The organism is Streptomyces sp. AcH 505 (assembly GCF_000818175.1).
GTDB lineage: Bacteria > Actinomycetota > Actinomycetes > Streptomycetales > Streptomycetaceae > Streptomyces.
On the sequence record NZ_JTIY01000001.1, the window covers coordinates 3,836,668 to 3,855,857 of the forward strand.

General features: G+C 70.7%; 16 protein-coding genes and 2 pseudogenes. 13 read left to right on the forward strand and 5 right to left on the reverse strand.

Features of this window, described 5'->3' with window-relative positions; translation table 11 throughout:
• Together HY68_RS17495 and HY68_RS17500 are read left to right on the forward strand one after the other, a co-directional pair.
• Positions 1–938, forward strand: a 938-nt coding sequence (locus HY68_RS17495) for an MBL fold metallo-hydrolase (RefSeq protein ID WP_157874447.1), incomplete at its 5' end; no start/stop codon positions are given.
• Between the two features lie 138 nt (positions 939–1,076).
• A complete protein-coding gene (locus tag HY68_RS17500; RefSeq protein WP_052457118.1) occupies positions 1,077–1,337 on the forward strand; it encodes a hypothetical protein in 261 nt (86 codons plus the stop codon).
• A 247-nt stretch (positions 1,338–1,584) separates the two neighbouring features.
• Here the strand turns inward: HY68_RS17500 and HY68_RS17505 are convergent, their stop codons facing one another.
• The gene (locus HY68_RS17505) at positions 1,585–2,136 is read right to left on the reverse strand and encodes a hypothetical protein (protein ID WP_041989898.1); all 552 of its coding nucleotides are present in this window, start codon (positions 2,134–2,136) and stop codon (positions 1,585–1,587) included.
• A gap of 51 nt (positions 2,137–2,187) precedes the next feature.
• On the opposite strand from HY68_RS17505, the pseudogene HY68_RS42060 reads away from it, so the two are divergent.
• The 4 genes and pseudogenes from HY68_RS42060 to holA all read left to right on the forward strand — a co-directional run.
• Positions 2,188–2,325: pseudogene (locus HY68_RS42060) on the forward strand (arylamine N-acetyltransferase); the annotation flags it as partial.
• 146 nt (positions 2,326–2,471) lie between these two features.
• On the forward strand, positions 2,472–3,365 hold the full coding sequence (locus HY68_RS17510) for a YceI family protein (protein ID WP_041989900.1): 894 nt from the start codon (positions 2,472–2,474) through the stop codon (positions 3,363–3,365).
• A 48-nt stretch (positions 3,366–3,413) separates the two neighbouring features.
• Positions 3,414–3,650 (forward strand): hypothetical protein, encoded by a 237-nt coding sequence (locus HY68_RS17515; RefSeq protein WP_041989903.1) that lies wholly within the window; start codon positions 3,414–3,416, stop codon positions 3,648–3,650.
• 78 nt (positions 3,651–3,728) lie between these two features.
• Positions 3,729–4,721 carry a DNA polymerase III subunit delta gene (holA, locus tag HY68_RS17520; RefSeq protein WP_041989906.1) on the forward strand — a complete coding sequence of 331 codons (993 nt, stop codon included), beginning with the start codon at positions 3,729–3,731 and terminating at the stop codon, positions 4,719–4,721.
• Between the two features lie 273 nt (positions 4,722–4,994).
• Here holA and rpsT read toward each other — a convergent pair whose 3' ends face one another.
• A complete protein-coding gene (gene rpsT / locus HY68_RS17525) occupies positions 4,995–5,261 on the reverse strand; it encodes a 30S ribosomal protein S20 (RefSeq protein WP_041989908.1) in 267 nt (88 codons plus the stop codon).
• A gap of 199 nt (positions 5,262–5,460) precedes the next feature.
• On the opposite strand from rpsT, the gene lepA reads away from it, so the two are divergent.
• Together lepA and HY68_RS17535 are read left to right on the forward strand one after the other, a co-directional pair.
• Positions 5,461–7,329 carry a translation elongation factor 4 gene (lepA, locus tag HY68_RS17530; protein ID WP_041989911.1) on the forward strand — a complete coding sequence of 623 codons (1,869 nt, stop codon included), beginning with the start codon at positions 5,461–5,463 and terminating at the stop codon, positions 7,327–7,329.
• A 280-nt stretch (positions 7,330–7,609) separates the two neighbouring features.
• Positions 7,610–9,499 carry a long-chain fatty acid--CoA ligase gene (locus tag HY68_RS17535; RefSeq protein ID WP_041989914.1) on the forward strand — a complete coding sequence of 630 codons (1,890 nt, stop codon included), beginning with the start codon at positions 7,610–7,612 and terminating at the stop codon, positions 9,497–9,499.
• 30 nt (positions 9,500–9,529) lie between these two features.
• On the opposite strand, the gene HY68_RS17540 is transcribed toward HY68_RS17535, so the two are convergent.
• Positions 9,530–10,114 carry a response regulator gene (locus tag HY68_RS17540; protein ID WP_041989917.1) on the reverse strand — a complete coding sequence of 195 codons (585 nt, stop codon included), beginning with the start codon at positions 10,112–10,114 and terminating at the stop codon, positions 9,530–9,532.
• Positions 10,115–10,353: 239 nt separating this feature from the next.
• On the opposite strand from HY68_RS17540, the pseudogene HY68_RS17545 reads away from it, so the two are divergent.
• The 3 genes and pseudogenes from HY68_RS17545 (at position 10,354) to HY68_RS17555 (ending at position 14,513) form a co-directional block, all read left to right on the forward strand.
• Positions 10,354–12,428 (forward strand): annotated as a pseudogene (locus HY68_RS17545) (SpoIIE family protein phosphatase).
• A gap of 147 nt (positions 12,429–12,575) precedes the next feature.
• On the forward strand, positions 12,576–13,808 hold the full coding sequence (gene hemW, locus HY68_RS17550) for a radical SAM family heme chaperone HemW (RefSeq protein ID WP_041989920.1): 1,233 nt from the start codon (positions 12,576–12,578) through the stop codon (positions 13,806–13,808).
• Between the two features lie 114 nt (positions 13,809–13,922).
• Positions 13,923–14,513 carry a Uma2 family endonuclease gene (locus tag HY68_RS17555; RefSeq protein WP_041989924.1) on the forward strand — a complete coding sequence of 197 codons (591 nt, stop codon included), beginning with the start codon at positions 13,923–13,925 and terminating at the stop codon, positions 14,511–14,513.
• Here the strand turns inward: HY68_RS17555 and HY68_RS17560 are convergent.
• Complete coding sequence (locus HY68_RS17560) at positions 14,491–15,315, reverse strand: DUF3097 domain-containing protein (protein WP_041989928.1); 825 nt, start codon at positions 15,313–15,315, stop codon at positions 14,491–14,493. The two genes, HY68_RS17555 and HY68_RS17560, sit on opposite strands and share 23 nt — an antisense overlap.
• Before the next feature lie 16 nt (positions 15,316–15,331).
• Complete coding sequence (locus tag HY68_RS17565) at positions 15,332–16,507, reverse strand: macrolide family glycosyltransferase (protein ID WP_063779654.1); 1,176 nt, start codon at positions 16,505–16,507, stop codon at positions 15,332–15,334.
• 420 nt (positions 16,508–16,927) lie between these two features.
• Between HY68_RS17565 and hrcA the strand changes: the two genes are divergently transcribed.
• Together hrcA and dnaJ are read left to right on the forward strand one after the other, a co-directional pair.
• A complete protein-coding gene (hrcA, locus tag HY68_RS17570) occupies positions 16,928–17,944 on the forward strand; it encodes a heat-inducible transcriptional repressor HrcA (RefSeq protein WP_041989930.1) in 1,017 nt (338 codons plus the stop codon).
• On the forward strand, positions 17,945–19,081 hold the full coding sequence (gene dnaJ, locus HY68_RS17575) for a molecular chaperone DnaJ (protein WP_041989933.1): 1,137 nt from the start codon (positions 17,945–17,947) through the stop codon (positions 19,079–19,081).
• The last annotated feature ends 109 nt before the right edge of the window (positions 19,082–19,190 follow it).

Sequence of the window (19,190 nt, forward strand, 5' to 3'; positions counted from 1 at the left end):
GCGGGGCGCTGCTTGCCGTACTGGCGGCGCTCGCCGTGTACGGCGCGCGGTACGTACCCCGCCACCCCTGGGCGACCGCCGGGTGCACGGTGCTCCTGCTGCTCGCCGTGGTGCGGCCGCCACCGCTCACCCGGATCGTCACCGGATGGCCGCCGCCCGGCTGGACGTTCGCGATGTGCGACGTGGGCCAGGGTGACGCCACCGTGCTCGCCGCGGGGGACGGCACGGCGGTGGTGGTGGACGCGGGACCCGAGCCCGCCCTCGTCGACAGCTGTCTGCGGGACCTCGGCGTCACACGTGTCCCGCTGCTGCTGCTCACCCACTTCCACGCCGACCATGTCACCGGGCTGCCCGGGGTGTTGCGGGGCCGGGCGGTGGGCGCCGTGGAGACGACCACCTTCCCCGAGCCCCGCGAGCAGAGCGCCTTCGTCCGCAGGACCGCGGCGTCGGCGCGGGTGCCCGTTGTACCGGTCGCGCCGGGCGAGCAGCGCCGCATCGGGCCGCTCGCCTGGCGGGTGCTGTGGCCGCGCGCGGGACCGGGACCCGTGACGGGCGAGCCGAACGACTCCAGCGTCGCGCTGCTCGTACGGATCGCGGGCGGCCCCACACTGCTGCTCCCCGGCGACCTCGAACCGGCGGCCCAGCAGAGCCTGCTACGGGACAACCCGGCGCTGCCGCCGGTGGACGTCCTCAAGGTCGCCCACCACGGCTCCGCCCACCAGGACCCGGGCCTGCTCCGCCACATCCACCCCCGGCTGGCGCTCATCTCCTCGGGGAGGCACAACATGTACGGCCACCCGTCGCCCAGAACCCTCGCCGCACTCACCACCGGGGGAGCGGCCGTGCTGCGCACGGACACGAACGGCGCGATCGCCGTCACGGGCGCCGGCCGCACACTGCGGGCGGTGCCCCGGGGACAGGATCTGACAGTCGGGTGAAGGAGACTCGGACGATGGACCTGTCGCGCCACATTCACTTCGGGGGACACCCACTTGAGGGTTTTTGGCATGTTCCATGGCGGTGATCGCTTGTTGAATCGATACTGACGGTTCCTACGTCGCTACTGGGGAGGGACCATGGCGCAGGATCCCGCGCCGAAGCACCTGACGATCACGCTCGATATCGACCTCCAGACCGCTGGCTCGACAGTGGGCGAGGCTCGGGTCAGAGCCACGTACAACGCCGTCGTCGAGGCGGCTCTGGTAGCCGCCATGGAGCAGCTCCCCGAGGGGAGCATCAAGACCGTCACGGCCGAGATGGACTGGTCTTACCGGTGGATGGAGAAGCGTGAGGTCCGTTTCTCCAGAGGCGACGACGGAGAGGGTGACAAGGACTGAGGCCTCGACTTCGCGAGGTTCTCGGGGAGCTGCGCTATCCAGCTTCCGGGACGAGACAAGCGGCCCCGATTGGCCGTTCAGGCGAGAGGCGACGGCTTTCGACGCACTGTCCGAGCCGACACGCGAAGCCCGACGGTCGATGCACGCAGTGATCTTGAATCTGGCCCCGTCTCTGTTGAGTCCACGGGCTGAACATGCCGACGGGATCAGTCCCATGGGGCTGATCCCGTCAACTCCGCTTCGGCGGCTACAGCCCCTGCCGGGTCTCGCGTGCTGCGCACTCCCGTCGTTCGCGTTCTGTAGGTGTGGGCAGTGCTCCGTCGCCTCGCATGTACGCCGAGAGGAGCGCGATGGAGTGACCGGTGTCGAACTCGCTCATGTACGGCTCGTGCTCCGATTCGTAGGCGTCCACGAGAAAGGACTTGCGAGCGACGCTCAGGGCGTCTTGCAGACGCTCCCTCAGCGCGTCCGCCGCAGGGATCAGCGCGACGTTCAACTCGGCATCGTCAGCCATGGTGTTCGCGGTCTTCACCCATTGATTCCGCTCGTCCGGCGACATGCCCACCTTCCACGTCAGGGCGTGTCGCCTCAGCTCGTACAGCTCTGCGAGCGCCTTTTCCGCCACGACCCTCCCACGGGACTCCACCTCGCCCGCCCGGGCCTCCGCCCGCTCTTCGCGCGCCGTTCGGGCCTGGTGCCGTTGTTGAACGATGCCGCCCAGCAACGTGCCACCGACGCCCACGACGGTGCCGCCCAGGCCGAACACTCCCGCCAAAGTCTGTGTGTCCACGGCGCTCATCGTGCCGACACGAGGACGACGGCGGGGCTGAATTCGTCGATCCCTATCCGTGTCACGACCGTGCGCGGCGAGCGGCGGGAGCGGGAGCTGTCCGACGACGCGGCGGTGCTGGCGGCCTACCGGGACCACTTCGGGCTGCGGCTCGACCGGGTGCCCGTCGTACGGCCACGGACAGGTAACAGCTCGTAACGGTCGGGACCTCTACTTGGCGGTACGTTTGCCTCGAACAACGCAAGAGTGATCGAATGCCTATTCGTCAAGGGCCGCCGCCCCGACGACGACGTCGAGAGCCCGGTGCGGCCTCGCAGGGCCAATAGCACAGGGGTACGCACACCATGATCAGCCGCTTGCTCGGCCGACAGACGGCCGCGAGTCAGAAGAACAACCCGCTCTCCGGACTCTCCGTGCCGCAAGGCGCGGGACTCTTCACCTGCCGGGTGATCGACCCCGTCGGGGAGCCGGTCAGGAACGCCGAGTTCACGCTGAGCGACCAGAACGGCCGCAAGATCGTCAGCGGTGAGACCGACCCCTTCGGCACGATCGTGGCGATGGTCCCCATCGGGGAGTACCGGCTGGCCGTCTCGGCCGAGAGCTTCAGCCCGCACCGGGGCAGTGTCTCGGTCGCGGAGAGCGGGCAGTTCGTCGGCCTCGGCGACATCACGCTCCAGATAGCGCCCTCGCTCCCGCTGCCGGCCCCCGGCGAGTGGGAGATCGAACCGGCCCACTCCCGGATCGGTTTCATCGCCCGTCACATCGGTCTCGCCCGGGTGCACGGCCGCTTCGACAACTTCGCCGGCGCCATCCGGATCGGCCCGACGATGGACCAGTCCGCGATGCACGTCGTCATCGGCGCCGCCTCCATCGACACCAACGTGCAGATGCGCGACGACCACCTGCGCTCGGCGGACTTCCTCGACGTGGCGAACTACCCCACGCTGGAGTTCTACAGCGACCGCATCACACACCGCGGCGGCAACAACTGGGCGATCAACGGCGCCCTCACCCTGCACGGCGTCACCCGCACGGTCACGCTCGAAGCCCAGTACCTCGGGCTCGGCAACGGCATGGAGGGCGAGACCCGCGCCGCCATCCGCGCGTCGACCGAGCTGCACCGCGAGGACTACACCGTCAACTGGCAGTCCATGCTGGCGCGCGGCATCGCCGTCGTGGGCTCCAGCATCAGGATCGACCTCGACATCCAGATCGTCCCCAAGACCGGCGAAGCCTGAGCCGGGCGAACCGGCCCCGCCTCCGCGCCGCCGATATCCTGCCGAACCATGAGACACGTACTGGTGCTGCCCGACCGCGACGCCGCCGAAGAGGTGGCGCGCGAGCTGGCCGACCGCTTCGGGGTGCGCGACGAGCCGCAGCTCGTACGGGACGCGCTGGCCGGCGAGGACGACGCCGAGGACGCCCAGTGGCTCGTCGTCGTGGAGGACCCGCAGGCGCGGCTGGACGCGACGGCGCTCGACGACTTCGTGGCCGAGCTGGACGGCTGGCGGGAAGCGCCGTAGGCCCGTGCGTCGGTAGGTCCGAGCCTCCGCCGCCACCGCGGGCCGCGCTGTCAGTGGGGCGTGCCATCCTGGATCCCGATGGCCACCAGAAAGACTTCCCCCGACGACCTCCTCGCCCCCCTCACGCTCGCCGTGGGCCAGGAGGATCTGCTGCTCGACCGCGCCGTCCAGCAGGTGGTGGCGGCTGCTCGCGTCTCCGACGCCGACACCGACGTACGCGATCTGACGCCCGAACAGCTCCAGCCCGGCACCCTCGCCGAGCTGACGAGCCCGTCGCTGTTCGCCGAGCGCAAGGTCGTCATCGTGCGCAACGCGCAGGATCTGCCCGCCGACACGATCAAGGACGTCAAGTCCTACCTCGACAACCCGGCCGAGGAGATCACGCTCGTCCTGCTGCACGCGGGCGGCGCCAAGGGCAAGGGCCTGCTGGACGCCGCCCGCAAGGCCGGCGCCCGCGAGGTCGCCTGCCCCAAGACCACCAAGCCGGCCGAGCGGCTCTCCTTCGTCAGGTCGGAGTTCCGGGCGCTGGGCCGGTCGGCGACGCCCGAGGCGTGCCAGTCCCTGGTGGACGCGATCGGCAGCGACCTGAGGGAGCTGGCGAGCGCCGTCTCGCAGCTCGCCTCGGACGTGGAGGGCACGGTCGACGAGGCGGTGGTCGCCCGCTACTACACGGGCCGCGCCGAGGCGTCCAGCTTCACCGTCGCCGACCGGGCCGTGGAGGGCAGGGCCGCAGACGCGCTCGAAGCGCTGCGCTGGTCGCTGTCGACCGGAGTGGCGCCCGTACTGATCACCAGCGCGCTGGCGCAGGGCGTACGGGCCATCGGCAAGCTCTCGTCGGCCCGTGGTGGCCGTCCCGCCGACCTCGCGCGGGAGCTGGGGATGCCGCCGTGGAAGATCGACCGGGTCCGGCAGCAGATGCGCGGCTGGACCCCGGACGGGGTCGCCGCTGCCCTGCGCGCCGTGGCCGCGGCCGACGCCGGGGTCAAGGGCGGCGGTGACGACCCCGAGTACGCGCTGGAGAAGGCGGTCGTCGCCATCGCGGCAGCCGCGAGATCGGGCGCCAACCGCTGACCGCCACCCGCTGACCGACACCTGCCGACCCCGTACCACTGAAGGCCGACACGCCCAGGGCCCCGACCGGCACGCCGAAGGCCCCGGCGCCGTCCTGGGGAGGACAGTGCCGGGGCCTTCGGTGTAAACCCTGTGGATCCGCACCCGCGTGGCGAACGCAGTTCGGTGTGCGGCTCCGGTGATGCCGGTCAGGAGCGGTAGAGAGGGCCCGCTGAGTCCCTTCCGGCGATCAAATCACTGGTTCAAATCAATAGAGCGGAGAGCGGGAAGCGCTCAGCCCTGGAGGGAGGCAACCCGGGCGGCGATCGCCGACTTCTTGTTGGCGGCCGCGTTCTTGTGGATGACACCCTTCGAGGCAGCCTTGTCGAGCTTGCGGGACGCCTCGCGAGCGGCCACCGTGGCCTGCTCGACGTCACCGGCTGCGGCGGCCTCACGGGCCTTGCGGATCGCGGTCTTGAGCGACGACTTGACGGCCTTGTTGCGCAGGCGCGCCTTCTCGTTGGTCTTGTTCCGCTTGATCTGGGACTTGATGTTCGCCACGAAAGAGCCTTTTCAGGTTCGATGAAACTGGATGATCTTCGACAGTGCCGTGTCAAGACACAGCTGTTCAGGTTACCAGTCACCGTCCGACCGGCCCAAACCGGGCGCAGCCCCGCGCCCGTGGGACGATGGAGGCTACGTATCGATCCGATGTCAACCCGAGACGAGACGCCGCGCGTCTCAAGAATCAGGACCCTGCGTGCCCGCGACCCCTATCCACGTGCCCGAGCCCAGCCGTACGGACCCGGCGCTGCTCCGCAACTTCTGCATCATCGCGCACATCGACCACGGCAAGTCGACGCTCGCCGACCGGATGCTCCAGCTGACGGGAGTGGTCGACCAGCGGCAGATGCGCGCCCAGTATCTCGACCGGATGGACATCGAGCGCGAGCGCGGCATCACCATCAAGTCCCAGGCCGTCCGGCTGCCCTGGGCGCCCACCACGGGTGACGAGAAGGGCAGGACGCATGTCCTGAACATGATCGACACACCGGGCCACGTGGACTTCACGTACGAGGTGTCCCGCTCCCTCGCGGCCTGCGAGGGCACGGTGCTCCTGGTGGACGCCGCCCAGGGCATCGAGGCGCAGACGCTCGCCAACCTGTACCTGGCGATGGAGAACGACCTCACCATCGTCCCGGTGCTGAACAAGATCGACCTGCCGGCCGCCCAGCCCGAGAAGTTCTCCGAGGAGCTGGCGAATCTCATCGGCTGCCAGCCGGAGGACGTCCTGCGGGTCTCGGCCAAGACCGGCATCGGCGTGGAGGCGCTGCTGGACAAGGTCGTCCTGGACGTGCCGCCGCCGGTCGGCGACGCGGACGCCGCCGCCCGCGCGATGATCTTCGACTCGGTCTACGACTCCTACCGGGGGGTCGTGACGTACGTACGAGTCATCGACGGCAGCCTCAACAAGCGTGAGCGGATCCGGATGATGTCCACCGGCGCCACCCACGAGCTGCTGGAGATCGGGGTCTCGTCCCCGGAGATGACCGCGGCCGACGGCCTCGGCGTCGGCGAGGTCGGCTACATCATCACCGGTGTGAAGGACGTCAGGCAGTCCAAGGTCGGTGACACGATCACCACCCTCAACAAGGGGGCGACCGTCGCGCTGGGCGGCTACAAGGACCCCCGGCCGATGGTCTTCTCCGGCCTCTATCCGCTGGACGGCTCCGACTACCCGGAGCTGCGCGACGCCCTCGACAAGCTCCAGCTCAACGACGCGGCGCTGGTCTACGAGCCGGAGACCTCGGCGGCGCTCGGCTTCGGCTTCCGGGTCGGCTTCCTCGGGCTGCTGCACCTCGACGTGATCCGGGAGCGGCTGGAGCGCGAGTTCAACCTCGACCTGATCGCCACCGCCCCCAACGTGGTCTACCGGGTGGTCATGGAGGACGGCAAGGAACACACCGTCACCAACCCGAGCGAGTTCCCCGAAGGCAAGATCGACTCGGTGCACGAGCCGGTCGTACGGGCGACAATCCTCGCCCCGAGCGAGTTCATCGGCTCGATCATGGAGCTGTGCCAGACCCGGCGCGGCACCCTGCTCGGCATGGACTACCTCTCGGCCGACCGGGTGGAGATCCGCTACACGCTGCCGCTCGCCGAGATCGTCTTCGACTTCTTCGACCAGCTGAAGTCCAAGACCCGCGGCTACGCCTCGCTGGACTACGAGCCCACGGGCGAGCAGTCGGCCCAGCTGGTGAAGGTCGACATCCTGCTGCACGGCGACAAGGTCGACGCCTTCTCGGCCGTCACCCACCGGGACCAGGCGTACGCGTACGGCGTACGGCTCGTCGCCAAGCTGCGCGAGCTGATTCCGCGCCAGGCGTTCGAGGTGCCGATCCAGGCGGCCATCGGCTCGCGGGTGATCGCGCGCGAGACGATCAGGGCCATCCGCAAGGACGTCCTCGCCAAGTGCTACGGCGGTGACATCTCCCGTAAGCGGAAGCTGCTGGAGAAGCAGAAGGAAGGCAAGAAGCGGATGAAGATGGTCGGCAGCGTGGAGGTGCCGCAGGAGGCCTTCATCGCGGTGCTGTCGAGCGACGAATCCGCAGGTAAGGGCAAGAAGTAGCGGTCCGGTGCCCGCCCCGGGCCCGGCGCGCCGCCCCGGTGGTCCCCGTGCCGCGGCACGGGGACCCGGCGGGCGGGGCGTGGCGGGTGAGGACGGTGGGGCGGGTCGGGGCCCGTTCGTTATGAAGCGGCCCCGTACGGCCTCTTACGCGGGCGACGGGCGGCCTCTACCCTGATCACTGCTCGGTAGTTACTCGTCAGTTAGTTACTCGCGAGTCACCTAGTTGTACAGTCGTCTGGTCAGTCAGTCACGCAGCACAGCCGTGGGCCCGGAGGATGTCGTGAGCGACACACAGAACTTGATCGAGAACCGGCCGCCCTCCGTGGCGACCCTCTTCATTGAGCGCGTGACAGCCACGCCTGACGCCGAGGCGTATCGCTATCCCGTCCCCCCTTCGTCGGGCGAGGGACCTGACGACTGGTCCTCGCTGACCTGGGGCCAGGCCGCCGAGCGGGTGTACGGCATCGCCGCAGGGCTGATCAGCCTCGGTGTGCAGCCGGAGGAGCGGGTCGCGCTCGCCTCCGCCACCCGGGTCGACTGGATCCTCGCCGACCTCGGCGTGATGTGCGCGGGCGCCGCGACCACCACGATCTACCCCTCCACCAACGTCGAGGAGTCCGCCTTCATCCTCGCGGACTCCGAGAGCCGGGTGCTGATCGCCGAGGACGCGGCGCAGCTGGCCAAGGCGCGCGAGCGCCGCGCCGAGCTGCCGCATCTCGCGCATGTCGTGGTGATCGAGACCGCGGACGCGCAGGCAGCCGAGGGCGACCCCGACGGCTGGGTGCTCTCCCTCGCCGATCTGGAGGCGCGCGGCGCCGACTACCTCACCGCGAACCCGGCCGCCGTCAAGGAGCGGGTCGGCGCGATCACCGCCGGTCAGCTGGCCACCCTGATCTACACCTCCGGTACGACGGGGCGTCCCAAGGGCGTACGGCTGCTGCACGACAGCTGGTCCTACATGGCCAAGGCCACGGTGGCGACCGGACTGATCACCAAGGACGACGTCCAGTACCTGTGGCTGCCGCTCGCCCATGTCTTCGGCAAGGTGCTGACCTCGGGCCAGATCGAGGTCGGCCATGTCACGGCGGTCGACGGCCGGGTCGACAAGATCATCGAGAATCTGCCGGTCGTGCGGCCGACGTACATGGCGGCCGTGCCGCGGATCTTCGAGAAGGTCTACAACGGCGTCGCGGCGAAGGCGCGGGCCGGCGGCGGAGCCAAGTACAAGATCTTCCTGTGGGCCGCCGAGGTCGCCCGCGAATCGGCCAAGATCTCCCAGGACAACTTCCGGCGCACCGGCACCGCTTCGCTGCCGCTCGGCCTCGGCGCCAAGCACAAGGTCGCCGACCGGCTCGTCTACGCCAAGCTCCGCGAGGCGTTCGGCGGCAATCTGCGCGCCGCGGTCTCCGGCTCCGCCTCCCTCGCGCCCGACATCGGCTTCTTCTTCTCCGGCGCCGGCATCCACATCCTGGAGGGGTACGGCCTGACGGAGTCCAGCGCCGCCAGCTTCGTCAACCCGGGCGAGGCGTACCGCACCGGCACGGTCGGCAAGCCGCTGCCCGGCACGGAGGTGCGGATCGCCGACGACGGCGAGATCCTGCTGCGCGGCCCCGGCATCATGGCGGGCTACCACGGCCTGCCCGAGAAGACCGCCGAGGTGCTGGAGGCCGACGGCTGGTTCCACACCGGCGACATCGGCGAGCTGTCCCCCGACGGCTATCTGCGGATCACCGACCGCAAGAAGGACCTGATCAAGACGTCCGGCGGCAAGTACATCGCGCCGGCCGAGGTCGAGGGTCAGTTCAAGGCGGTCTGTCCGTTCGTCTCCAACATCCTCGTGCACGGCGCCGACCGGAACTTCTGCACCGCCCTGATCTCGCTCGACGAGCCCTCCATCCTGGACTGGGCGGCCGAGCACGGCCTGGCGGACAAGTCGTACGCGGACGTCGTCGCCGACCCGCGTACGGTACGGCTCATCGACGGGTACGTGAGCCGGCTCAACGAGGGGCTGCAGCGCTGGCAGACCATCAAGAAGTTCCGGCTGCTGCCCCGCGACCTCGACATCGAGCACGGCGAGCTGACGCCCAGCCTCAAGCTGAAGCGGCCGGTCGTCGAGCGCGAGTACAAGAACCTGATCGAGGACATGTACGCGGGCTCACGCGAGGCCTGACGGACACCCACGTGGCGGCCTGACGGCCGTTCAGCGCCCCCGTCCGCGCCGCAGCTCGCCCAAGGCATCCTCTATGCGGGCCAGTTGGTGGCGCAGGACGGCGGCGTCGTGCGGGTCGGTGCGGTGCAGCTCGTCCTCTATCGACGTCAGCCGGTCCGCTATCCCGTCGAGCTGTTCGTGCTCCTTCGCCAGCAGCCGCTCCAACTGCTGGTTCTTGCGGTGCAGATCGATGAAGACGCTGACCTTGGCGCGCAGCACCCACGGGTCGAACGGCTTGGTCAGGAAGTCGGCCGCGCCCGTCGCGTAACCGCGGAAGGCGTATCCGCTGTCGGGCTCGCCCCCGGTCAGAAAGATGATCGGGGTGTCCTTCGTCCGCTCGATCCGCTTGATGTTGGCCGCCGTCTCGAAGCCGTCCATGCCCGGCATCCGTACGTCGAGCAGCACCACGGCGAACTGCTGGCGCAGCAGCTCGCGCAGCGCCTCCTCGCCTGATCTGGCCCGTACGAGGGGTTCGTCGAGGGAGGCCAGTACGGCCTCCAGCGCGACGAGGTTGTCTTCCATGTCGTCGACCAGGAGGATGCTCGCCCGGTCCGTGGCGGCTGCCTGAGTGCCCATGGTGAATGCCTCACGTGATCGTTCGTCGTCGCATCGGTGGGTACGCCCTCGGGGACCTGGAAGGCCGGGCAGCGGACAGCGGGCGGCTCGAAACACGCGCTCAGGCACTGTCCTTGGTGCATTCCCGCCCATTTTGATGACTCGGTGCGTATGGGCGAGCCCAGTCTGTCACTCTGTCGGGGTCACAAGCGGCGCAATGCCACAACCGGACCAGGAGCCGCCGAGTGGGGCCCATTCCGATCCCGCGAGAGACTGCCCAACGCCCCGCACCCCAGGGGCCGTTACGGAAGGACGCCCGATCGGCCGCACGTACCAGCCTGCCCGGCAACCCGCTCGCGCCCGGGGCGGCGCGCCGATTCGCCCGCGCCGCGCTGGCGGACTGGACGAGCCTCGGACTGCTCGCCACCTGCACGTTCTGTCAGGGCAGCGCGGCGGGCGCGGGCGGCTGTCTCACCGGGCAGCACAGCACCGACCTGCTCGCCGACGACGCCGTCGTGGTCCTCAACGAACTCGTCACCAACGCCGTCGTCCACGCCGGCACCACCGTCGAGGTGCTGTGCCGGCTGGAGGACGCCACGGAGCCCGACGACCCGTCCCAGCCGGACGGCGACCCGGCTGCGCTGCTGGTCGAGGTCTCCGACCACCACCCCACCCGGGCGGTGCGCGGCGGTGTGCAGGAACGATCCGCCGCCGGTGCGCCCGAGTACGGCCGCGGGCTCCAGGTCGTCGGCTCGCTCGCCGAACGGTGGGGGATCACGTACCGCTCCGGCCTCAAGACCGTCTGGGCCCGGCTGCCGCTCGACGGCAGGGAACCGGCCGTGCCCGGCGGGGGAGCGGTGCCGGGTGCCGCGCAGTCGGAGGCGACGGGGCCCGCGCTGCGGCGCGAACTGCGCGCGGCGGAGATCCTGGCCCCCGCGTCACGGCGCACCGTGCGCGACGACCCGGACTGGGTCAGCAGAGGGGCCCTGGCCTTCCTCGCCGAGGCCTCCGACCTGCTCGCGGGACAGCTCGACGAGGACCTCGTCGCGGCGCTCGCCTGCCAGCTGCTGGTGCCGCGCCTCGCCGACTGGTGCGCCGTCTGGCTGGACGCCGAAGGCGGCGCCGCGGGTGCGCCGCCCCGGCTCGCCCGCGTCTGGCACCTGGACGAGTCCCGGATCGACCAGCTCCGGGCGGACCTGGAGAAGGACGTGCCACGGCCGCCGGAGGCCGCGCGGCCGGGTGTGTCGATCCGGATCGGGGGAGCGGCGTTGCCGGCGGGCGACCCGGGCGGTACCGGCGACGAGAACACCCCGAACCCCGAGAACACCCCGAACCCCGAGGACACCGCCCACGGGACCGCCTTCGTCTACCGGCTCGTCGCGAACGGCCGCGCCATCGGCACGCTGATGCTCGGCAGGCTCGACGGCCGCGCCCGGGTGCCCGACGAGGTCAGCTCGCTGGTCGAGGACTTCGCCCGCCGGGTCGCCCTCGCGATCGGCGCGGCCCGCCGCTACACCCGGCAGGCCACCATCAGCCGGGTGCTCCAGCGCGGGCTGCTGCCCAGCCAGGTCGCGAGGATCCCCGGCGTCGCCAGCTCGCTGGTGTACGAGCCGAGCGACGACGGCCTCGCGGGCGGCGACTTCTACGACGTCTTCCCCTGCCCGCCCGGCGGCCGCTGGTGCTTCATGCTCGGCGACGTCCAGGGCAGCGGCCCCGAGGCGGCCGTCGTCACCGGCCTGGCCGCCCCTGGCTGCGGCTGCTGGCCCGCGAGGGCTACCGCGTCGGAGAGGTGCTCGACCGGCTCAACCGGCTGCTGCTGGACGACGCCACGGAGGCGGCGGAGGCCGCGTCCCTGATGGTCGCCTCGGCGGCAGGACCGGCCGACGGGGCGCAGGCGCTGCCCGACGGCAGCCAGCCCCGCTTCCTCTCGCTGCTCTACGGCGAGCTGATGCCCCTGCCGGGCCCCGTCGGCGGCGTACGGTGCACGCTGGCCAGCGCGGGCCATCCGCTGCCGCTGCTGCTGCGCCCCGACGGCTCGGTCCGGCCGGCCGCCGAACCGCAGCTGCTGCTGGGGGTCGCGGAGAACGTCGCGTACGAGAGCCACACGTTCGACCTCCAGCCCGGCGACACGCTCCTGTGCGTCACGGACGGCGTCACCGAGCGCCGCTCGGGCCACCGCCTCCTGGACGACTGCGACGGCCTCGCCCACGTCCTGGCGGGCTGCGTGGGCCTGCCGGCCCAGGAGGTCGCCGAACGGATACGCCGAGCGGTCCACGACTTCGACGGCACCCCGCCGGGGGACGACCTGGCACTGCTGGTGTTCCAGGCGGAATGAAGACGTGCGACGCCGGGCGGGCCGGCGGGTGCACCCGCCCGGTACGGCCGCGCCGACAGCACCGCCCCGGCCCGTCGCCCGCGGGCCCGACCGGTAGAGCGCGCCCGGCCCGTACGGCTCACTTCCGCCGTACGGGACAATGGGGGCATGCCTTCCGCACTGCCCGACGGTGAGCCCATGCCCGAGACCGGCGCGTTGCCCGCGAGCGCCCTTGCGGGCGCGGGTGACCGGCCTCTGGGGTTCTATCTGCACGTTCCGTACTGCGCGACCCGCTGCGGCTACTGCGACTTCAACACCTACACCGCGACCGAGCTGCGCGGCTCGGGCGGTGTGCTGGCCTCGCGTGACAACTACGCCGACACCCTCGCCGACGAGGTCCGGCTGGCCAGGAAGGTGCTGGGCGACGACCCCAGGCCGGTGCGTACCGTCTTCGTCGGCGGCGGCACGCCGACCCTGCTGGCCGCCGGTGACCTGGTGCGGATGCTGGGCACGATCCGCGACGAGTTCGGGCTCGCCGACGACGCCGAGATCACCACGGAGGCCAACCCGGAGTCCGTCGACCCGGCGTATCTGGCCGCGCTGCGCGAGGGCGGCTTCAACCGGATCTCGTTCGGCATGCAGAGCGCCAAGCAGCACGTGCTGAAGGTCCTCGACCGCAACCACACCCCCGGCCGCCCCGAGGCCTGCGTGGCGGAGGCGCACGCGGCGGGTTTCGGCCACGTCAACCTGGACCTGATCTACGGCACCCCCGGCGAGACCGACGACGACTGGCGCGCCTCCCTGGCGGCGGCGGTCGGCGCCGGCCCCGACCACATCTCCGCGTACGCCCTGATCGTGGAGGAGGGCACCCAGCTCGCCCGGCGCATCCGGCGCGGCGAGGTCCCGATGACGGACGACGACGAGCACGCCGACCGCTATCTGATCGCCGACGAGGTGCTGGCGGCGGCCGGCTTCGGCTGGTACGAGGTGTCCAACTGGGCGACCTCGGAGGCGGCCCGCTGCCTGCACAACGAGCTGTACTGGCGCGGCGCCGACTGGTGGGGCGCCGGCCCCGGCGCCCACAGCCACATGGGCGGCGTCCGCTGGTGGAACGTGAAGCACCCGGGCGCGTACGCGGCGGCGCTGGCCGAGGGCCGCTCCCCGGGCGCGGGCCGCGAGCTGCTGACCGACGAGGACCGCCGCGTGGAACGCATCCTCCTGGAGCTGCGCCTCGCCGAAGGCGTCCCGCTCTCCCTGCTGGCCCCTGCGGGCCTGGCGGCCGCGTCCCGCGCGGTGGACGACGGCCTCCTGTCCCCGGCCCCGCACGCCGAGGGGCACGCGGTCCTGACCCTGCGCGGCAGACTGCTGGCGGACGCGGTGGTCAGGGACCTGGTCGACTGATCACACAACTGATCACCCGGACGGGTGAATCAGTGCAGGAGGGGGCGGGGTCTTCCTACGCTGTCCCTAGGCTGCCGTCGTACCTGGCGATGGCGAAAGCGGAGGGCCACGGAGATGACTGCTGTGGATGACCGACCGATCACTGACGACGTCGTCGAATTCTTCGAGGCCCTTGAGGTCCCCGAGGGATACGTGGCGGAGCTCCTGCGGGGGGAAATCGTGATGATGGCCGGGCTGGATCTGGTCCACAACCGAATCGTGCAGTCCGTCCAGGATCAGATTCCGTACAGCCGCTTCGAGCGTCTTCAGACCCAGGACATCGCGATCCCAGGTGAGCAGAGTGAGCCCCAGCCCGACCTCGTCGTCCTCGAACGCGGCGGCGGTCCCGAGTCCGGGCGGCTGTTGCCCTCCGACGTGCTCACCCTGGTCGTCGAAGTGGTCTCCAAGACCAGCGTCGACCGGGACTATGGCGAGAAGCGGTCCATCTACGCGGCGGGCAAGGTCCCCGCCTACCTCGTCATCGACCCCATGGCAGCCCACTGCGTGCTGCTCACGGAGCCGACAGGCGACGGCGAGGCGGCCGACTACCAGGTCGAGAACACCGTCAAGTTCGGCCTGTCCGTCCCGTTGGACCTGCTGGACGTCACGCTTGACACCTCTGAGTTCCAGACCCTGCCCCCGGTCAAACGGCACCGCCGACCGTGACGAAGTCGATCAGCTCCTCCACCCGTCCCAGCAGCGCCGGTTCCAGGTCCCGGTACGACCTGACGTGCGACAGGATCTCCTGCCACGCCGCGCCCGTGTTCTCCGGCCAGCCCAGCGCCCGGCACACGCCCGTCTTCCAGTCCTGACCGCGCGGGACCTTCGGCCAGGCCGGGATGCCCACCGAGGACGGCTTCACCGCCTCCCAGACGTCGATGTACGGGTGGCCGACGATCAGTACGTCGGCGCCCGTCACCTCCGCCGCGATCTTCGACTCCTTCGAGCCCGGCACCAAGTGGTCGACCAGGACGCCCAGCCGCGCGTCCTCGGCCGGCCCGAACTCGGCGACGATCGACGGGAGGTCGTCGATGCCGCCGAGGTACTCCACGACCACGCCCTCGATGCGCAGGTCGTCGCCCCACACCTTCTCGACCAGCTCGGCGTCGTGCCGGCCCTCCACGTAGATGCGGCCCGCCCTGGCCACCCGCGCCCGCGCGCCCGGCACCGCGATCGATCCGGAGGCGGTGCGGGCCGGGCGGAGCGGGGCCGCCGCCGACGGGCGGACCAGCGTCACCACCCGGCCCTCCAGCAGGAAGCCGCGCGGTACCAGCGGGAAGACCCGGTGCTTGCCGAAGCGGTCCTCCAGGGTCACCGTCGGCCCCTCGGCCGTCTTCTCGCAGCGGATCACCGCGCCGCAGAAGCCCGTCGACACCTCCTCGACCACCAGATCCGGTTCGGCGGGGACCTCCGGCGCGGGCGTGGGCTTCTTCCACGGCGGCGTCAGATCGGGACTGTAGCTGCGCATCCGCCGACGATAGCGGTCAGTCGAGCAACTTCTCGATGAGGTCCGCCGCTCGCGTCGTACCGCCCTCCGCCCGCGTCCAGGACCGCAGCTCGGCCGCGCGCCCGAGAGTCGCGGGCGCCGAGGCGAACCCGGTCAGGGCGGCGCGCAGCCGCTCAGGCGTCGCGTCCGCCGTGTCGATCCGCACCGCGACCCCCAGCTCCACCAGCCGGTCCGCGTTGGTGAACTGGTCGACCGCCTGCGGTACGGCGATCATCGGCGTCCCCGTGAACAGCCCCTCGCTGCTGCCGCCCATCCCCGCGTGCGTCACGAACGCGTCGGCCTGCTCCAGGATCGCCAGCTGCGGCACCCACGGACGCACCTCGACATTGCCCGGGACCGGACCCAGCGCACCGGGATCGGTCCGCCGGCCGATCTGGAGCACCACGTGCCAGCCCGGCAGATCCCCGTACGCGGCCAGGCACGCGCGGTAGAAGTCCGGCCGGCCCGTGTACGCCGACCCCAGCGAGATCAGCAGCACCTTCTCGGCGCCTGCGGGCCGCACCCACTCCTCCTGCCCGGCGCGCGGCCCGAAGCAGGACCCGACGAACGTCACCGTCTCCTCGTCGACGTCGTCGGCGAACGGCTGCATGGCCCGGGGGATCAGCGCCAGCGTGTTCGGCGGCCGGCCGCCGAACACGTCGGGGTCGGTGGTCGTCGCCCCCGACTCCGCCAGCCACGTACCGAACTTCGCCCGGTACGCGTCGGCGCCCGGCAGCTGCCACAGCTGCGTCGCCACGTCACGCTCGTAGCCGCGCCAGGCCACATATGTCGGCGAGAGCTGCATGAACGGCCGGCCCTGCGTCTCGGCGATGACCCGCGCGGGATACCCGCCGATGTCGTACAGGTACAGGTCGGCGGGGTCGCTGTCGTACGCGGCGCGCAGCGCGGACAGCGCCTGGATGCCGTTGTCCAGGAAGATCGTCATCGCCGCGATCGGATCGTCCGGCCACTTGTTGTCGGCCGGCAGCAGCGAGTCGTACGGGACGAGTTCCGCGCCCACGCCGGTGACCAGCTCCTCGGCCGACGGGTCGTTGGCGTACGACACCCGGTGGCCGCGGGCCACCAGCTCCCGGAAGATCTCCAGGCTGGGCAGGATGTGGCTGACGGCGGGGACGCCGATCATCGCGACATGGCGACGGGGCACGCGTGACATGGCAGATCACTCATTTCAGGTCTACGGGCCGCGGCAGAACCGCGGAAGGAGAACACGACGGAGACCGGGCCGGCGAAGAGACGCCACACCCGCATACAGGACCGGGCGCGCGGGGAGGCTTGTCCCCGGGCGGCGGGTCCTTCGGACGTCCGTCGTGTCAGCCGTAGAGCTGCTTGTGCATCATGCCGACGACCTTAATGCCGGTCCCGGCGCTGAAGAAACCCCGCCCGGGACATATCGCTGGGCATAACCGGGGCAAGATCCGGGACAGAACGGGCGGCACGGGCGGCGTGTGCGGCTGCCTTGCTACGGCCGTACCGAACGGCCGTACACTGGCTCGGGGAATGTTGGCACTCCCCTGCAACGAGTGCCAAGCGAGGACCGACGGGGTACGACGGACGAGAGCTGGAGGTGTGCGCGATGCTCAGTGAACGCAGACTTGAGGTGCTGCGCGCCATCGTCCAGGACTATGTGGGCACGGAGGAGCCGGTGGGCTCCAAGGCCCTCACCGAGCGGCATCAGCTCGGGGTCTCGCCGGCCACGGTCCGCAACGACATGGCGGTGCTGGAGGACGAGGGCTTCATCGCCCAGCCGCACACCAGCGCCGGCCGGATCCCCACGGACAAGGGCTACCGGCTCTTCGTGGACAAGCTGGCGGGCGTCAAACCCCTGTCGGCGCCGGAGCGCCGCGCCATTCAGAACTTCCTGGACAGCGCCGTCGACCTCGACGACGTGGTGGGCCGTACGGTCCGGCTGCTCGCGCAGCTGACCCGGCAGGTCGCCGTCGTCCAGTACCCCTCGCTGACCCGCTCGACGGTGCGTCATGTGGAGCTGCTGTCGCTCGCCGCGGCCCGGCTGATGCTCGTGCTGATCACGGACACCGGACGGGTCGAGCAGCGCATGATCGACTGCCCGGCGCCGTTCGGCGAGACCTCGCTGGCCGATCTGCGGGCCCGGCTCAACAGCCGGATCGTGGGGCGCAGGTTCGCCGACGTGCCGCAGCTCGTGCAGGACATGCCGGACTCCTTCGAGCTGGAGGACCGCGGGACCGTCTCCACGGTGCTCGCGACCCTCCTCGAAACCCTGGTCGAGGAGACCGAGGAGCGGCTGATGATCGGCGGCACCGCCAATCTCACCCGCTTCGGACACGATTTTCCGCTGACCATCCGGCCGGTGCTGGAGGCGCTCGAAGAGCAGGTGGTGCTCCTCAAGCTGCTGGGTGAGGCGGAACACCCGGGCATGACCGTACGGATCGGGCACGAGAACGCCCATGAGGGCCTCAGCTCCACGTCCGTCGTCGCGGTCGGCTACGGTTCGGGCGACGAGGCAGTCGCCAAACTCGGCGTGGTCGGACCGACCCGCATGGACTACCCCGGAACGATGGGAGCGGTACGCGCAGTGGCACGTTACGTCGGACAGATCCTGGCGGAGTCGTAAGTGGCCACGGACTATTACGCCGTTCTCGGCGTGCGCCGCGACGCATCGCAGGACGAGATCAAGAAGGCATTCCGGCGGCTCGCACGCGAGCTGCATCCGGATGTGAATCCCGATCCCAAGACGCAAGAGCGCTTCAAGGAGATCAACGCCGCGTACGAGGTGTTGTCGGACCCGCAGAAGAAGCAGGTCTACGACCTCGGCGGCGACCCGCTGTCGGCGGGCGGCGGCGGTGGCGCCGGCGGCTTCGGCGCGGGCGGCTTCGGCAACTTCTCCGACATCATGGACGCGTTCTTCGGTACGGCGTCGCAGCGCGGCCCCCGGTCGCGTACGCGCCGTGGCCAGGACGCGATGATCCGGCTGGAGATCGACCTCAACGAGTCGGCCTTCGGCACGACGAAGGACATCCAGGTCGACACGGCCGTCGTCTGCACCACGTGCAACGGCGAGGGCGCAGCGCCCGGCACCTCGGCGCAGACCTGCGACATGTGCCGCGGCCGCGGCGAGGTCTCGCAGGTCACCCGGTCCTTCCTGGGCCAGGTCATGACGTCGCGGCCGTGCCCGCAGTGCCAGGGCTTCGGCACGGTCGTACCGACCCCGTGCCCCGAGTGCGCGGGCGACGGACGCATCCGCTCCCGCCGTACGCTCACGGTCAAGATCCCGGCCGGCGTCGACAACGGCACCCGTATCCAGCTCGCCGGTGAGGGCGAGGTCGGCCCCGGCGGCGGCCCCGCGGGCGATCTGTACGTGGAGATCCACGAGCTGCCGCACGCGGTGTTCCAGCGGCGCGGCGACGATCTGCACTGCACGGTCACCATCCCGATGACAGCGGCTTCCCTGGGCACGAAGTGCCCGCTGGAGACGCTGGACGGGGTCGAGGAGATCGACGTACGCCCGGGCACCCAGTCGGGCCAGTCGATCCCGCTGCACGGCAGGGGCATCACGCACCTGCGCGGCGGCGGCCGTGGCGACCTGATCGTCCACGTCGAGGTCATGACCCCGTCGAAACTGGACCCCGAGCAGGAGAGGCTGCTCAGGGAGCTCGCGGTTCTCCGGGGTGAGGAGCGGCCGACAGGCCAGTTTCAACCGGGGCAACAGGGGCTTTTCTCGCGGCTGAAGGACGCGTTTAACGGCCGGTAGGCCGCGGGTCGCCGTCCGGCGGGGGTTGCGGTTCTTGGCTGGGCCGCGTTCGTCTGGTGCCGGGTTCCGGGTCCTGCGGAGGGGGTGTCCGGACTGCTTGTCGCATGAG

Coding starts and splice junctions, on each gene's coding strand:
- HY68_RS17555 (WP_041989924.1), top strand. CDS start 13,923: ATGACTGCTGTGGATGACCGACCGATCACTGACGACGTCGTCGAATTC.
- holA (WP_041989906.1), top strand. CDS start 3,729: ATGGCCACCAGAAAGACTTCCCCCGACGACCTCCTCGCCCCCCTCACG.
- HY68_RS17560 (WP_041989928.1), bottom strand. CDS start 15,315: ATGCGCAGCTACAGTCCCGATCTGACGCCGCCGTGGAAGAAGCCCACG.
- hrcA (WP_041989930.1), top strand. CDS start 16,928: ATGCTCAGTGAACGCAGACTTGAGGTGCTGCGCGCCATCGTCCAGGAC.
- HY68_RS17500 (WP_052457118.1), top strand. CDS start 1,077: ATGGCGCAGGATCCCGCGCCGAAGCACCTGACGATCACGCTCGATATC.
- HY68_RS17515 (WP_041989903.1), top strand. CDS start 3,414: ATGAGACACGTACTGGTGCTGCCCGACCGCGACGCCGCCGAAGAGGTG.
- HY68_RS17510 (WP_041989900.1), top strand. CDS start 2,472: ATGATCAGCCGCTTGCTCGGCCGACAGACGGCCGCGAGTCAGAAGAAC.
- HY68_RS17565 (WP_063779654.1), bottom strand. CDS start 16,507: ATGTCACGCGTGCCCCGTCGCCATGTCGCGATGATCGGCGTCCCCGCC.
- HY68_RS17505 (WP_041989898.1), bottom strand. CDS start 2,136: ATGAGCGCCGTGGACACACAGACTTTGGCGGGAGTGTTCGGCCTGGGC.
- HY68_RS17540 (WP_041989917.1), bottom strand. CDS start 10,114: ATGGGCACTCAGGCAGCCGCCACGGACCGGGCGAGCATCCTCCTGGTC.
- hemW (WP_041989920.1), top strand. CDS start 12,576: ATGCCTTCCGCACTGCCCGACGGTGAGCCCATGCCCGAGACCGGCGCG.